We start from the raw sequence: 15,209 nt of genomic DNA, 5'->3' as shown, positions 1-15,209 counted from the left end.
ATTACTTCAATTAAGAGACTTTTGTTGAGCTACGGGGAAGCTTAGTCCAACTAAAAGAAGTGTTGTTAGATATATTCAATAAACTAAATGAAAATGATTTTGTGCAGCAATTCATTCAAGTTAGGGGTGGCACTATCAACATCATTTTATGGGTGATAACATTAAAGCAAAATAAGATTTTCCAAAGCATGTCTCGTAAAGCAACCTGTGCAGACAATGCCGCAATGGAGAATTCTTTGGCTAAATGTATTACGGAGAAGAATTAATATCCTACAAAACGTTAAAGAAGAAAATAGAAAAGTATATCGATTACTATAATAATGATCGAATTAAACAAAAATTGGCCGGCATGAGTTCAGTATTTTACTGAACTTATGCCAGCCAATTAGCTGCATAAATAAAACTCTAACTTTAAGGAGTCACTACCAATACAAGCGGTCTAACATTTTTTCTTTTTGTTTTTAGCCTCTTGTATTTGGCTTTTTCTATTCTGAAAGCTGTTCTTTTCCAACTGTATCTTTTATATAAGAGTGAGAGTTTGCGGCTTCTTCAATTTCCTTGAATGCCCAATGTGTTGCTTTGACATCTGGGAAGCTTGGTTTTGTGACGCCGTTTAATGGACCACGTTCAAACATGCGATTCATCATTACGACTACTTGTGCACGTGTTAAAGCAGCATTTGGTGCAAAGCTTCCATTCTCAAGACCATTGATGATGCCAGCAGTACGGTTTGCTTCAATAATCCATTGTGCCCAGTGGTCTTTTGTATCCTTGAATGTAATCGCTGCCCCTTCTTCTACAGAAAGCTGTTTATAGTTGGCTACGACTGCCGCCATTTCAGCACGTGTGATGTTGGCATTTGTATGGAAGTTACCATTATTATCACCATTCATAATGCCCTGTTCTTTTACAAAGGCAATTGCTCCTGCAGCACTATGGTTTTTGGCTACATCCTTAAATGGTGCTTTCTTCAATACTTGTCCTTCTGTATAGCCTAAAATACGAGCCATCATGATCGCTACTTGTGCACGTGTAACATTCTTATCAGGACCAAATGTGCCGTTTGGGAATCCTTTAATATAAGCATCATGCTCGCTTACCTCTGGCTTTTCAAATTGAATAATGGTAAACGTACTGAACTTATCTACAGTGAAGCGTAGACCAAGCTCACCCTCTGCCATTGTGACGACTTCAGGAAAGACCACTTTTTTCTCACCATCTGAGTGTTCAATAAAGACGGCTAGTTGCTCTAAGAATCTTTGACGTGCTGCTGCTTCTGTTGGTACATTTACATCTCTTAGTGGTAGTGTTACTTGTACTGGACGACTTGGCATATTTGTTTCTATTGTCATTGGACGAGCTACCACACCCCAATCGTTACTTTGTAGTGTCTCTCGGACAACTTTTTCTACTTTAGCGCGTTCTTCAATCGCTTGACGCTCGCTTTCTTTCTTCACTGGTACTAAACGGAAGTAGAAGTTATCGTCAAGGCCTTCTATTGAGCTATGTGAAATTGCAATATGACCATTTACTGTTGAAATTTCTAGTGATAAACCATTGTCACGTAATGTTTGTAGAGATTGCTTTGGAATTTCTACTGTTACTTTATCCACTTCATCATTCACATCAGGAATGACGATACGGGCAATGTTATTGCCAATTTGTTTTGCTTTTTCTACAGTTTCTAATGCTTGCGATGGTGTGAAGTTGACGAAGTCTGTCATTTCACCATTGGCATGTTTAGTGCGTTCAATTTCCACTGTTGTTTTTTCAAGTGGATGGTTACCATCAATTTCTAATGGTACTTTGATTTTCGTTGTCGTCGAGCTTGGATTAGTTGTTGCAGGGATAGAATTTGGCGTCCATGTATCACCATTGCTACTTGATTTTTGAACCGTAAAATTAATTTTATATGTTTTTGTTGTAAACCCATCTTCTGCTGTGACAACAATTGTTGTTGTACCTGGTAAACTTGTTGCATTCGTCACAACAGCACTCGCTTTATCCTTATCTGCGACCGTCGCCATTACCTTCGGGACCATTGTAGTACCTGCTGGTAATTCTACGTTGTATATTTCTCTTTGAGATTCGAATTCTGCTACAGGTGAGGCGTTAACAATTAGATTACTTAATGTTGCATTATTGCTTAAAGTTGGTGTTAAATTCTTAACCGTAAAATTAATTCTATATGTTTTGGTTGTAATCCCATCTTCTGCTGTGACAACAATTGTTGTTGTGCCTGGTAAACTTGTTGCATTTGTCACAACAGCATTCGCTTTATCCATATCTGCAACCGTCGCCATTACACCTGGAACCGTAGTAGTACCTGCTGGTAATTCTACGTTGTATATTTCCCTTTGAGATTCAAACTCTGCTACAGTTGAAGCATTAACTGTTAAGTCTCTTAATGTTGCATTATTGCTTACAGTTGGCGTTGAATTATTTTCAACATCCTCTAAAGTCTGTTCAATATTGCTATCTAAACTATAAAAATACTCAACTGTTTTAGCTTCACCAGGTTTCATGTTACCAACAGCAAAAGTTAAACTAATCTGAGAATCATTTGTTGTTTCGGCTACTTTACCGTCATCATTAAATGCAGTTGGATCAAATGGGTTGGAACTATCAATGGATGCGCGTGATTTAGAATCTGTAGACATCAAAATCAATGCATTCCCAGTAATAGGACCCTTCGATAATACAACAGATTTAGCATCATTCGGATAGTTAAATGGAACCGAATTGATAGTATCAAAATTATCATTTTTATCCGCGTCAATATCAGGATCTACAGAACGCATATAACGTACATCTAAAAGTTCTCTATCTGTCATATTCGTCATTTTCACTGTAGCTTTAAAGAATTTATCATTTGCTTTAAATGAAACAGTTTGTTCTATTTTTAATGCACCATCAGATGTTAGCCCACTCGTTTTTGCTACTAAATTATCTTCTGTCGATAAATCTTCATTAGTGCTCATTAGAATCTCCATAGATCCTAAAGCATTTGCATTTAAAAATAATTTTGTGCTATCATCACTTTCTTTATAACCAACATAAAATCCTTCGTATGGGCTTCCAGGTAAGAAATAATCGCCACTGCTCATTGCTTCCCCATTATCAAACCCATCAGAATCCACTGTAAATCCTAAATTTGGACGTCCAGTAGGATGGAAACCTATCGGGGCTGCACTTTCCGTTCCAAACGAACCACCTTTTGAAATCCCCATTTCGATATATTTTCCTCCAAGGAAGATATCATCACCAACTTTTTCATGCCTCGCATAGGAAACATTTTCCGGAACTATCATCTCTTCAGGTTGAGATTTTTCCGGCGCTATCGGCTCTTCAATTTGTGATTCTTCTGCTCCTACAGAATTTACAGGAAACAAGCTAAGTAATAACATACAAATTGTCATTATTAATAATCCTTTGCTTTTTTTCATAACTTTTTCTCCTTTCCGAATAGGATAATGCCTCGTTTTATATTTTTTTATAATGAGGATTCATTAACAAAGTTATTATAAATAAACAAACTCTCAAATAACTCTCAAAAAATTAATGAATTTTCCTATTTAGATAGAAGAGTTTTCAAGTCTTTAATAAATACATTTACTCCATACTTATATTTGAATATGTAATCTTTTCGTGTTATTCAATAATTTATCAGATTTTTATCAGTTATTTTAAATATGCCCCTAAATTTTGCTCTTTGTTTTTAAATGAGCAGTTTTTACAATTATTAAAACAATCATGAAAATTACAAAAAGAAATCATTTCGATTGCTACTCCTTGTTTTTTTTGAGGGAATAGAGAGAGCCAATCATCTAGCTAGATTTGTAGAACGAGATGATTTTTTTGGATATTTATGTTAAATTCACTATAATGTATGTGGAGCAGGTTAGTTTATTGATTTGCTTAGAATATTAAAGCTTAAGGAGACAAGCATATGACGTTATATTCTGTCCTAGTGGCGAACAGTTCTTTACAAACAGTTGATTGTACAGGAATTGCTGAAATAACAGTAAGAGAATTAAAAAAATTATATCCAATTACAGAGAGTACACCAACACAGCCGTGGCATCTGATGGATGATGATGCACGAGTTTTACATGCAGCAGATGAATCGGCTTTTGGAAATTTGAATATATACCAATGGAGTAATCCACCTTATGACTTAGAGCTTTATAATGAAAAACCCTTTGTATACGGAATCGAGGGAAATTGGGGTCCTCAATTTTTAGAAGATTTTTTAAGTTATTTGAAGGAACATATACAACCACAGCAAGGAGCTGAATTAATTAGGTTTTGGGCAGAGGATTATGATAAAAAACTAAAAAGCCGTCGTATCACGATGAAAGACCTTGAATTGCATCACCTTGAAAGCTTAAAGAACGAGGAATACATACGTGTCGCTTTTGTATAGCTAACTCTGAATGATGGAATTCCACATAATAGATGCAGAGGAAAATCAAGCGTTATCAGAAGATGAGGTAGAAATTTATCAAAAGAAGTAGATAAATTATTTCAGGATGATTAATCTTAACTCTCTACATGTTATCAAGACAAAATTGATTAGCCTCATTCACAGAGTGGAAGAGGTTAGAAAAGGTATAGGTATAGTTAGTCGTCTCAAATTAAAATCCAATAATATAGCGGTAGTTGGAGGGAATAGATACCTAATCGAAAGCTGTCATTTTGTTTCAAAATGGCAGCTTTTTGACAATAGGGAGGCCTTTTTATTTGATGATTTTGGAAGGAGTATTCTTCGAAATGTGGAATTAAAATAAAGTTCGATAAAAAAATGCATTTTACCATCATCGATACTCAGTTTTAGTGGTTTGGCACATCACTTTATTAATCATTACATGTTTGGAAACAGAATGAACAATAAAAGGAGAGAAAAACATGAGTATAGAAATTTTTAATGGAGAACGATCTGTAGAGAGTGTGCAATTTGAAAAATTATTGTTTTCACAAAGTAATAAAAAGAGCTTTTCTAGTATTGAAAATGCTCAACAATTTATTAAGCAAAGAGGAACAGAAAATATTCACCCCTATGTGATTGGGGAGGATGTCAATCTTTTAAGCGATGTGAAGGAGCAAACATTTGAGGATATGCAGGTTTTTATTTTAAATGACCAAAAGTCCTCATCACAAATGGTGATTCTTTATATACATGGTGGAGCTTGGACAAATCAACCTTTAAATTTACACTGGTTGTTCATGGATAATATGGCACAAGCCTTAAATGCAAAAGTTATTGCGCCTATCTATCCAAAAGTGCCTCATTTTAACTATCAAGATACGTACCCAAAAATGCTCAGCTTCTATAAAGAGATTCTAGCATCTATTGAAAGCTCCAATCAATTAACCGTTATAGGAGATTCAGCAGGTGGAAATATAGCACTCGGTCTAATACAACAGTTGAAGCGGGACAATCTTCCTCAGCCGCAAGATATTATTTTATTGTCGGCATGTGTTGATATGAGTTTAGAAAATCCACTTATTCAGGAATATGAAGAAAACGATCCCATGTTAGCTAGTGAAGGAATGGAAGTCATAACAAAGATATGGGCAGCTGATAAAGCTCTGAAGGACCCATTGATTAGTCCTATTTACGGTGATTTTCAAGGGATTAGCAAGATTACTCATTTTATTGGGACTCACGAAAGCTTATATCCAGATGCAATACAATTTGATGAAAAGCTAACAGACCAAGGTGTTGCGATCACTACCTTTGTTTATCCTAAGATGAATCATGTGTTTGTTGTGATGCCGATCCCTGAGGCAGTGGATGCTCAACAGAAAATTATAAATATCCTAAGTAAATAATTCACAGAAAAACGTGTTTTGACCTATTCAAAATGCGTTTTTTCTATGTACATTTTTAGCAAGGTTTATTTATCTGTAGATGTTTGAAAAATAAAATTTGTGAATTGCAGATATCGCAGAAGGATTTGTCAAAATTAGTTGGTGTCTCAAAACAATCAATCATTGCAATTGATTTGGGAAAATTTAATCAATCATTAGAGCTTACCGCCAATATTTTAAAAGCTCCCGAATAGGATGGGTGTTTTTACTGTCCTGCTAGTAAGTAGAAAAACATTCTAAGTAAGCTAACTTGTACGTTTAACCCCTTGGATAGGCCTATCTAGAGGAGAGTTTTTTATCGTTCAAAAAAATCTTTTAGATTGACCACTTATTCCTTGATAACGACCAGTTGTCGATAATCCATTTACAACATGTATGGAAAAATTTATAGTGAGGCGTAGAAAGGACAGTGATCATATGAAGGTGGAAATATCGATTGACCCTACATATAAAGAACCCAAAGTAATCATTCTCACAGATAAAATGACTGATGACATTGAGCATCTTATACAAATTATTACTACGACAGCGGAAAGCACTTTATTAGCTTTCTCCCATAAAGGTGTTGAATTGATCGATAGTAAGGAGATCGTGCGTATTTATACAGAGCAAAAAAAGGTTTGTGTCCAGAGTATTCAGGGTGTTTATACGGTACGTTTGCGTCTTTATGAGCTGGAGGAAAAGCTCAATCCTCAAATGTTTCTCCGTATTTCAAATGCTGAAATAGTTAATCGCTATATGATCAAGCATATGGACATTAGTAGAACAGGTACAATCGGAGTTGAATTAAAGAATGGCACGAAAACATACGCTTCTAGGCGTTATGTGAGCAAAATAAAGAAGCAATTAGGAATCTGAGGTGATAAATATGCGAAAAGACATTTTAACACGTATTATTGGTGGATTTTTGATCGGTATAGTGATGGGACAAATTGTGCAATTCTTTGTCTCGATGGGCATAGGGCAAGGAAAATATGTTTGGGTGGTGCCAGAATTTCGTACTTACTTTACAGATGAAATAAGTGCAATTATTACTCAAATTCTATTAACGGGTGTCATAGGCATTACCTTTGCTCTTGCAGCACTTATTTTTGAAATGGCTAGTTGGGGAATGTTGAAGCAATATTTCGTTCACTTTTTCATAACGGCAATGATTTGGATACCGATTGTAACGCTACTATGGATGCCAAAAACAATGGCGAATGTTTTTTCTCTCATAGCCAGCTTTCTCGGAACTTATGTTGTGACATGGGTTTTACAATATCGATTTTCACAGCGTGACATAGAAAAAATTAATGCGATTCTTACTAATCGAGGTGAAGAGCATGATGATTAACATAAGAGATTTAACAAAGCTTTATAAAGAGCGTGTAGTCGTTAATCAATTAAATTTACAAATCCATCAAGGTGAACTTTTTGCTCTTTTAGGACAAAATGGCGCTGGCAAAACAACCACAATCAAAATGTTGTGTGGGCTCCTTTCACCTACAGAGGGGGATGCCACAATAGATGGAAAAAGCATTGTGCAAAATACACAGGCTGTAAAACAAGTGATTAATATTTCGCCCCAGGAAACGGCCGTTGCACCTAATTTAACGGTATATGAAAATTTATTATTATTCAGTCAGATTTATGGCTTTAAAAAAGAAAAAGCACAACAACAAGTATATGACAAAATGGCCTTATTCGGACTGACACCACATCAGCATGACAAGGCTAAGACACTATCAGGCGGCTATCAGCGTCGTTTAAGTGTAGCAATGGCCCTAATGTCAAACCCAAAGGTATTGTTCCTCGATGAACCGACTTTAGGAATGGACATACGGGCAAGGAATGATGTATGGAACACATTGAAGCGCTTAAAAGGACATGTCACGATTATTTTGACCTCCCATTATTTAGAAGAGATAGAGGCTTTGGCTGATCGTGTAGGAATTATGCATCATGGACAAATATGTGCACTAGGCACGATACAACAATTGATCACTGAAACAGGCAAGCATTCTTTAGAAGAAGTATTCTTGGAAAAAACAGAGGAGGTGTTATTGTGAGGGTAGCTGCGTTTGCAACAAGGAATCATAAAGAGATTGTCCGCGATCCAATCACTTTATTATTTGGTATAGGCTTACCAATCCTTTTATTAGGCTTGTTTTCTGTTATGCAAAAAAATATGCCACTTGCTTTATATGAAATGAATAATCTAGCACCAGGCGTCATTGTATTTAGTTTTTCTTTTCTCACACTGTTTTCAGGAATGTTACTAGGAAAAGATAAAAGCTCATCCTTTTTAATGAGGATTTTTGTTTCTCCTTTGTCTGCCGCTGATTACATTTTAGGGTATATGATACCTTTACTACCAATAGCCCTGCTACAAACTTTTGTTTGTTTAGCTACCGCCATGTTTTTAGGGTTGCCATTTAATAAGTCGATCCTCTTTCTAATCCTTGTACTTCTAATGATCTCACCACTCTATATTAGTTTTGGTTTATTATTTGGGACATTATTTACAGATAAGCAGGTAGGAGGGATATTTGCCATCTTTGTTAATGTGACAACTTGGTTAAGTGGAACATGGTTCGAATTAGATATGATTGGTGGAACATTTCAAAAGATTGCGCAGCTTTTACCTTTCGTGCACGGAGTCGATGCAGCTAGGGCTATCCTACATGCAGAGTATGCTCATATGTTTTATTCACTTATTGTCGTCATTAGTTATACAATAATTATGACAATTCTCGCTATCTTTATGTTTAAGCAGAAAATGCAAGGCAGTACAAAATGAAAAAAAGGCAGCTCCGACGTTGGGCTGCCTTTTTTATTAATCATGATTTAATGTCGCAGCGATTTCAGGTTGCTGCTCTACTTGGCGTAGCATATTAAAGGAAGCAATCGCTACTTCTACTTGATCGTCCTTCGGTTCACGAGTTGTTAGTAATTGGAGCCATAAGCCAGGGTAGCCAAGGAAGCGTAACACTGGAATATTACGGCAGGCATTTGTCGCTTGTAAGACTTCAAATGAGATCCCCAGAACAACAGGAATTAATAGAATACGATCTAAAATACGAAGCCACAGTGGATCTGTAGGCACAAAGAAATATAAAAACATCCCAACGAACACTGTGAATAATATGAAGCTACTGCCGCAACGATAGTGTAGGCGTGATTGAGCTTGAACATTTTTTACAGTAATGTCTAATCCAGCTTCATAGCAATTTATCACCTTGTGCTCTGCACCATGGTACTGAAATACTCGTTTAATGAGGGGCGTTAACGAGATAAAATATAAATAGGCTAGCAGTAATAATAGTTTAATACCGCTTTCTAGTAAAATTTGTCCCGTTTTTCCTTCAATCCATTTTGAGAAAAAATCAGCTATAAAAACAGGAATTAATGTAAAGGCAAATTTTCCAAATAAAAAGGAAAGAATACCTACTACAGCAACGCCTAGTATCATTTGAAGTTTAGAGCCTTCTTCTTTATGATCTTCCTCTTCACCAGGTGCCACATCATAACGATCCCCAGCAAATTGCATGTGACGAGAGCCTAAGCCAGCGGATTCAATCAGTGCGACCACGCCTCGTACAAATGGGATTTTTTTAAGCTTTTGTAAAAAAGGTTTTTGTACTTTTTTGAAATGATAATAATCAATGGAATCATCGTTACGACGAATGGCTGTAACAGTATGTTCCTTTCCTCCGAACATCACACCCTCTAATTGTGCTTGTCCCCCGTATACAGGTGAATTGCTCAAGGCTAACACCACTCTCTTTATATATTTCAACTGTACCATTGTACTAAATTTAGTGAAAAACCTCTACAATTACGCATAGTAAATTTTCTATATGGCTACACTAAACGTACATTTTAGGAAATAATTAGTGTGCATAAAGGAGAGGTATATGATGAAAGTAGCGACAATTACAGCACTTGTCAATGCGCTTGTTTTAGCGCTGTGCTTAAAAGGTTTACATTATTTCCATCTCATTAAATGGCATCCGATAGGGTTTTATAAAAAATGGAATTGGTTTGAAGAAAGCTCTAAATTATTTCAATGGACCTTTTTTATTTTTCTACTATTTATTATCGGCTTATTTTTATACATGACTATGCGCTATGTATATATCATTCCAGCTGTCTTTTCTTCCCTTTTATTAGGTCTGTTGGTGACCATCACATTGGAATGGATTGCTTTAGATTTACCATTACAGCTTACGTCTTTTAAAAAACTGTCAATTCCCTTTATGGTGACCGTTATTTGTTTATTACGTTTCTTGCTTGAAACCGCCAATTTCCATCAAAAGGAACATACGGCACAAAAACAAAGTTGAAGGTACAAAATATCCCCTTCGTTTAAGGGGGTATTTATGGCACCACCAGTTGAAATTAGTTGCTGAATGCATGGTGTATGATAAAATAAATGGCAAGTACATAGAAAGAGGCGAATAGAAGCGTGAAGTTATTATGTTTGAATGGACCTAACTTAAATCGACTTGGTAAACGAGAGCCACATATTTATGGACATGAAACATTGGATGATGTTCGAGAAAATGTTCAAAATCTTGCGGCATCTTTAGGTGCTACAGTTGAATTTCGTCAATCCAATCATGAAGGGGTACTAGTAGATTGGGTGCATGAAGCAGAGGACGAAAAATATGATGGTATTATCTTTAATCCTGGTGCATATACCCATACAAGCATCGCATTGCATGATGCGATAGCAGGTATTTCCGTGCCAGTTATCGAAGTACATATTTCCAATATCCACAAACGTGAGGCTTTCCGACATCATTCCTATCTTGCTCCGGCCTGCCTTGGTCAAATTTGTGGACTAGGTACGAAAGGCTATGAACTGGCACTACGTACATTTATCGAGAGGGAGAATTGATTATGTTGAAATTACAAAAGCTACGTAAAGCACTTCAAGAACAAAGCATCGATGGTATTTTAATTACGAATGGGTACAACCGTCGCTATATGACAGGTTTTACAGGGACAGCAGGCGTAGCAATTGTGTCTCAAAATGATGCTGTATTTATTACAGATTTCCGTTATACAGAGCAGGCTGCTGCACAAATTCAGGACTTCCGAATTGTCAAGCATGAAGCCACAATTATTGAAGAAATTGCTACTCAAGTAAATAATATGGGTATCAAATTATTGGGCTTTGAGAAAGATACTGTAAGCTATGGCACTTATGAACTGTATAAATCGAAGATTCAAGCAGATTTAGTGCCGATTTCTGGGCTAATTGAAAAAATTCGCTTGATTAAGACGGAACAAGAGATTAATATTATTAAGGCTGCGTGTGAAATTGCAGATCACGCATTTACACATATTTTAGGCTTCATCAAGCCTGGTAAAACCGAGCTTGAAGTTTCGAATGAATTAGAATTTTTCATGCGTAAACAAGGAGCAACTCAGTCTTCGTTTGACACGATTGTTGCGTCTGGTCTTCGTTCAGCATTACCACACGGCGTTGCAACGAATAAAGTGATTGAAAAAGGCGACTTTGTTACATTAGACTTTGGTGCGCTTTATAATGGCTATATTTCGGATATCACACGTACTGTGGCTGTGGGAGAACCATCTGAAAAATTGGTAGATATGTACAATACAGTCCTTGCTTCTCAACTGTTAGCACTTGAAAAAGTGGGTCCTGGATTAACAGGCATTCAAGCGGACGCGATTGCACGTGACTACTTAAAAGAAAAAGGATATGGCGAAGCATTTGGTCATTCTTTAGGACACGGTATTGGTCTTGAAGTACATGAAGGCCCTGGCTTATCGATGCGTTCTGATACAGTGCTAGAGCCAGGTATGGCCGTGACGATTGAACCAGGTGTTTACTTACCTGGAATCGGTGGTGTCCGTATCGAGGATGATATTTTAATCACAGAAACGGGTAATGAACTACTAACACATTCGTCAAAAGAACTCATTATTTTATAAACTATGGAGGAACACAAATGATCTCAGTAAACGATTTCCGTACAGGTCTAACAATTATTGTTGATGGCCAATTATACCGCGTGTTAGATTTCCAACACGTAAAACCAGGTAAAGGTGCTGCATTCGTACGTTCTAAATTACGTAACCTACGTAACGGCTCAGTGAATGAAAAAACATTCCGCGCTGGTGAAAAAGTTGAAAAGGCACAAATCGATAATCGTAAAATGCAATATTTATATGCACAAGGTGACGAGCATGTATTTATGGACTTGGAATCATATGAGCAAACTGAACTAGCTTCATCTGCTATTGAGTATGAATTAAAATTCCTAAAAGAAAACATGGAAGTGCATATTCAATCTTACCAAGGTGAAATGTTAGGTGTTGAATTACCAAACACTGTTCAATTAGAAGTAACAGAAACAGAACCAGGAATCAAAGGTGATACAGCTTCTGGCGGTACAAAACCTGCTACACTTGAAACAGGTCTAATCGTACAAGTACCATTCTTCGTTAACCAAGGTGACGTTTTAATTATTAACACGGATGAAGGTTCTTACGTTTCTCGTGCATAATGATCGACCTACTCTTTTCGATTAAAGAGTAGGTTTTTATTTTTTTCTTATACATATACTGTCAAACCGTTCATTTAATGTGATAATAGATAGAAGCACTAGTTAATTTTTATTGAAATACTATCAAGTGTCTATCATCAGATAGATGGTCATTACTGGTAGAATTGTTTACAATCAGAGTAAGGAGTGAAAGGTATGTTACAAACAACATTTGATATGCGATATCCAATTATACAAGCACCAATGGCAGGCGTGACATCGCCTAAATTTGTGGCGGCTTGTGCTGAGGCAGGGCTATTAGGTTCAATTGGTGCTGGTTACTTAGATGGTGAACAAACCAAGCAGTTTATTCAAGAAGTGAAGAAGTTAACGACAAAGCCCTTTGCGGTTAATTTATTTGTGCAAGAAGAACCCAAAATTGATGTCGAGGTTTTACAACAAGCCAGAATGGCACTGCAACCTTTTTACGATGAATTAGGATTATCCCCTGTACAGAGCGTAACATCAAAGGAAGTTTTTGCAGGACAGGTTCAAGCTGTGATTGAAGAAAAGGTAGCGATTTGTTCATTTACATTTGGGCTGCCATCTCCGGCAGTTCTTAAACAATTAAAAGAACATGGCGTCTATACGATTGGTACTGCTACCACATTAGAGGAAGCCATACTAGTGGAGCAAGCAGGAATGGATGCAGTTGTATTACAAGGGGGAGAGGCTGGTGGTCATCGAGGCTCTTTTACTGACCCTTTGCAATTAATTCCATTACATGACTTACTACAACAAGTAGTGGGAAAAGTTGCGATTCCGATTATAGCTGCGGGAGGCCTTGTGACCAAAGCGGATATTCAAAAGGCACTTGAAAGTGGCGCACAGACAGTTCAAATTGGGACGGCTTTACTAGTGGCAGATGAATGCGAAATTTCGCCACTCTATAAAAATGCTGTATTGGCATCAAAAGAACAACAAACGACGATTACGCTTGCATTTACTGGTAAACCAGCAAGAGGTTTAGCAAATGATTTTACGAAACGTATGGAGGATGCGACAGTAGCACCCTATCCGCTACAAAATTATCTAACGACTACCATTCGTAAGGAAAGTGCTGAGCAAGGTAATGCGGAATATTTATCCATGTGGATGGGTGAAAACAGTCATCTCATACAGCAAACGGATACGGTCAAAAACATTGTGAGCAAACTATTATAATTTTTAATCGTAGAAGATCTCTATACATCTGTATAGAGGTCTTTTTTTTTGAAGAGCGACATATATTGCTGTACACGAGGGGGCGTAGGAATGGAATTACAAGACGTATTAAGAGTTGCTGGAGTGGGACTAGTCGTTGCGCTTCTTCATGTTTTCTTTGATCAAACAGGGAAGAAGGAGTTTTCATTTTTCCTCTTTTTCATTGCTTATTTATATATGACAGCAGAATTACTTCGATTTTTACGTCTATTCTTTCATGAGATTTTAACCTTCTTCCAATGGCTTACCTCATCCGGGTAATGTGAATGGAAATTGTCATCGTTGCTGTTGTCATGCTGCTTTTATTATTGCTGATAAAAGAAGTTATACAGCCACTCCATGCGCTAATCAGTGTGATGTTTTCTTTTTTGCTTTTTGGCATGTTGTTCTCGACACTTTTATTGCCGTTCACCAAACAATTGTTAGAAACACTTGCGTTTTTACCTTATGCGAAGGCTATTTTAATCAGTGCAAGTATGTTCTATGTCGGGCAGTGGTTGGCATTGCTTTTGGCAGAACATAATTATAAAGTGCTCGGGAACATCGTTTTTGCTGCAGTGAAAATTGTGATTTTGCTGTATTGGTTCAAAGAATTTCTGGCTGTTCTACAGGAGGTGTCGGCCATTTTAAAAAGGCTAAACTAAGGAGCGAAGCCATTGCAGGAGCAAATATTATCGTTTTTAATCGACCCATTCTTTCTCTTGCTCAAGATGACACTCATGCTTTGCAGCTACGTCATCATCATTTTGATTGTGAACATGCTATTACCAGAGTTTGAAAAAGGGACAAGGATACTTTTTTTTCTTATCGTTTTAGCAACAATCGGTCCTGTTGTTGTCAACTCCTTTACATTAATCGATGAAATTGCACAAGGACTAGCCCATCTATTTACAGCATTTTATCCAATCCTTACATCGAGCTTTTTATTATCCAGTAGTATTACAGCGATTGCTTCCTGGCAGCCTTTTTTACTGTTTTTTGTACAAGTCCTCACCATTATCAGTAGTAAGTGGCTTATTCCTGGCGTGCTTTTGGCCATTGTCTTTGATGTATGCAGTGTGATTGTTAAGGAAATATCCTTTACTCGAATAGCTGAATTGATTCGATTTACAATTATGAGCATCGTGTCGGCCTCAGTTATTTGCTATGTCTTACTAATGACCGCAAGCGGTGTAGCAGCATTTAGTGTCAATGCGGCTGTAGCAGAGCCCGTCAAAAAATTAATTGAAGAAAATATTCCAGTTGTAGGTTCTTTTATTGTAGATAGTTTTTCGATGTTTCAGCATATGACTCAATTTACATCTTCTCTTACAAGTATTAGCGCCTTTATTGCCGTCATTACGGTGTCTTTTATCCCAACCGTGCAGCTTGTAGTTAGTGCCTATTCTTTGAAAATGCTTGCTGCTATTTTAGAACCGATTGCCTTTGATGATATTTGTAGACTACTAGATCAAGTTAGCAAATCGCTATTTACTTTATGTGCTGTATCATTTTTAATTGCTTTTTCATTTATGTTTTCTTGTTTTTTCCTCATTGTGTTCGTACAAGTCATGGCAGGGGGGAGATAGA

Annotated in this window: 17 protein-coding genes; 15 read left to right on the top strand and 2 right to left on the bottom strand. The window is 36.9% G+C overall.

Annotation, left to right across the window (positions count from 1 at the left end):
* The first annotated feature begins 244 nt into the window (after nucleotides 1-244).
* Nucleotides 245-370, top strand: a complete 126-nt coding sequence (locus JIN86_RS23920; RefSeq protein ID WP_081456929.1) for an IS3 family transposase — start codon at nucleotides 245-247, stop codon at nucleotides 368-370.
* A 115-nt stretch (nucleotides 371-485) separates the two neighbouring features.
* Here the strand turns inward: JIN86_RS23920 and JIN86_RS02530 are convergent, their stop codons facing one another.
* Complete coding sequence (locus tag JIN86_RS02530; RefSeq protein WP_202341204.1) at nucleotides 486-3,446, bottom strand: S-layer homology domain-containing protein; 2,961 nt, start codon at nucleotides 3,444-3,446, stop codon at nucleotides 486-488.
* A 503-nt stretch (nucleotides 3,447-3,949) separates the two neighbouring features.
* Between JIN86_RS02530 and JIN86_RS02525 the strand changes: the two genes are divergently transcribed.
* The 6 genes from JIN86_RS02525 to JIN86_RS02500 all read left to right on the top strand — a co-directional run bounded on the left by JIN86_RS02525 (nucleotide 3,950) and on the right by JIN86_RS02500 (nucleotide 8,656).
* On the top strand, nucleotides 3,950-4,426 hold the full coding sequence (locus JIN86_RS02525) for a hypothetical protein (protein WP_202341203.1): 477 nt from the start codon (nucleotides 3,950-3,952) through the stop codon (nucleotides 4,424-4,426).
* Between the two features lie 482 nt (nucleotides 4,427-4,908).
* Nucleotides 4,909-5,835, top strand: a complete 927-nt coding sequence (locus JIN86_RS02520) for an alpha/beta hydrolase fold domain-containing protein (RefSeq protein ID WP_202341202.1) — start codon at nucleotides 4,909-4,911, stop codon at nucleotides 5,833-5,835.
* Nucleotides 5,836-6,291: 456 nt separating this feature from the next.
* Complete coding sequence (locus JIN86_RS02515; protein ID WP_202341201.1) at nucleotides 6,292-6,732, top strand: LytTR family DNA-binding domain-containing protein; 441 nt, start codon at nucleotides 6,292-6,294, stop codon at nucleotides 6,730-6,732.
* A gap of 10 nt (nucleotides 6,733-6,742) precedes the next feature.
* Complete coding sequence (locus JIN86_RS02510; RefSeq protein WP_004231100.1) at nucleotides 6,743-7,210, top strand: DUF3021 domain-containing protein; 468 nt, start codon at nucleotides 6,743-6,745, stop codon at nucleotides 7,208-7,210.
* Nucleotides 7,200-7,925: an ABC transporter ATP-binding protein gene (locus tag JIN86_RS02505; protein ID WP_202341200.1), complete on the top strand. Its 726-nt coding sequence runs from the start codon at nucleotides 7,200-7,202 to the stop codon at nucleotides 7,923-7,925. The genes JIN86_RS02510 and JIN86_RS02505 overlap by 11 nt, the downstream gene beginning before the upstream one ends.
* Nucleotides 7,922-8,656 carry an ABC transporter permease gene (locus JIN86_RS02500; RefSeq protein WP_202341199.1) on the top strand — a complete coding sequence of 245 codons (735 nt, stop codon included), beginning with the start codon at nucleotides 7,922-7,924 and terminating at the stop codon, nucleotides 8,654-8,656. The genes JIN86_RS02505 and JIN86_RS02500 overlap by 4 nt, the downstream gene beginning before the upstream one ends.
* A gap of 36 nt (nucleotides 8,657-8,692) precedes the next feature.
* Here JIN86_RS02500 and JIN86_RS02495 read toward each other — a convergent pair whose 3' ends face one another.
* On the bottom strand, nucleotides 8,693-9,664 hold the full coding sequence (locus JIN86_RS02495; RefSeq protein ID WP_050779473.1) for a DUF1385 domain-containing protein: 972 nt from the start codon (nucleotides 9,662-9,664) through the stop codon (nucleotides 8,693-8,695).
* 112 nt (nucleotides 9,665-9,776) lie between these two features.
* Between JIN86_RS02495 and JIN86_RS02490 the strand changes: the two genes are divergently transcribed.
* The 8 genes from JIN86_RS02490 (at nucleotide 9,777) to JIN86_RS02455 (ending at nucleotide 15,208) form a co-directional block, all read left to right on the top strand.
* A complete protein-coding gene (locus JIN86_RS02490; RefSeq protein WP_004231110.1) occupies nucleotides 9,777-10,202 on the top strand; it encodes a hypothetical protein in 426 nt (141 codons plus the stop codon).
* A gap of 122 nt (nucleotides 10,203-10,324) precedes the next feature.
* Nucleotides 10,325-10,759: a type II 3-dehydroquinate dehydratase gene (aroQ, locus tag JIN86_RS02485; RefSeq protein ID WP_004231111.1), complete on the top strand. Its 435-nt coding sequence runs from the start codon at nucleotides 10,325-10,327 to the stop codon at nucleotides 10,757-10,759.
* Between the two features lie 2 nt (nucleotides 10,760-10,761).
* A complete protein-coding gene (locus tag JIN86_RS02480) occupies nucleotides 10,762-11,823 on the top strand; it encodes a M24 family metallopeptidase (protein WP_081010950.1) in 1,062 nt (353 codons plus the stop codon).
* A 17-nt stretch (nucleotides 11,824-11,840) separates the two neighbouring features.
* Nucleotides 11,841-12,398 carry an elongation factor P gene (gene efp / locus JIN86_RS02475; RefSeq protein ID WP_004231115.1) on the top strand — a complete coding sequence of 186 codons (558 nt, stop codon included), beginning with the start codon at nucleotides 11,841-11,843 and terminating at the stop codon, nucleotides 12,396-12,398.
* 195 nt (nucleotides 12,399-12,593) lie between these two features.
* Entirely contained in the window at nucleotides 12,594-13,601 is a 1,008-nt protein-coding gene (locus JIN86_RS02470; RefSeq protein ID WP_202341198.1) for an NAD(P)H-dependent flavin oxidoreductase, read from the top strand.
* A gap of 90 nt (nucleotides 13,602-13,691) precedes the next feature.
* Nucleotides 13,692-13,901 carry a hypothetical protein gene (locus JIN86_RS02465; RefSeq protein WP_004231117.1) on the top strand — a complete coding sequence of 70 codons (210 nt, stop codon included), beginning with the start codon at nucleotides 13,692-13,694 and terminating at the stop codon, nucleotides 13,899-13,901.
* 5 nt (nucleotides 13,902-13,906) lie between these two features.
* A complete protein-coding gene (locus JIN86_RS02460) occupies nucleotides 13,907-14,284 on the top strand; it encodes a hypothetical protein (RefSeq protein WP_004231118.1) in 378 nt (125 codons plus the stop codon).
* Between the two features lie 12 nt (nucleotides 14,285-14,296).
* Nucleotides 14,297-15,208, top strand: a complete 912-nt coding sequence (locus tag JIN86_RS02455; RefSeq protein ID WP_004231121.1) for a stage III sporulation protein AE — start codon at nucleotides 14,297-14,299, stop codon at nucleotides 15,206-15,208.
* Nucleotide 15,209 lies beyond the last annotated feature (1 nt).

The organism is Lysinibacillus sp. HST-98, assembly GCF_016757845.1.
Lineage (GTDB): Bacteria > Bacillota > Bacilli > Bacillales_A > Planococcaceae > Lysinibacillus > Lysinibacillus capsici.
Note: the sequence above shows the minus strand (reverse complement) of the source record. Positions and strands in the feature narration are given on the sequence as shown.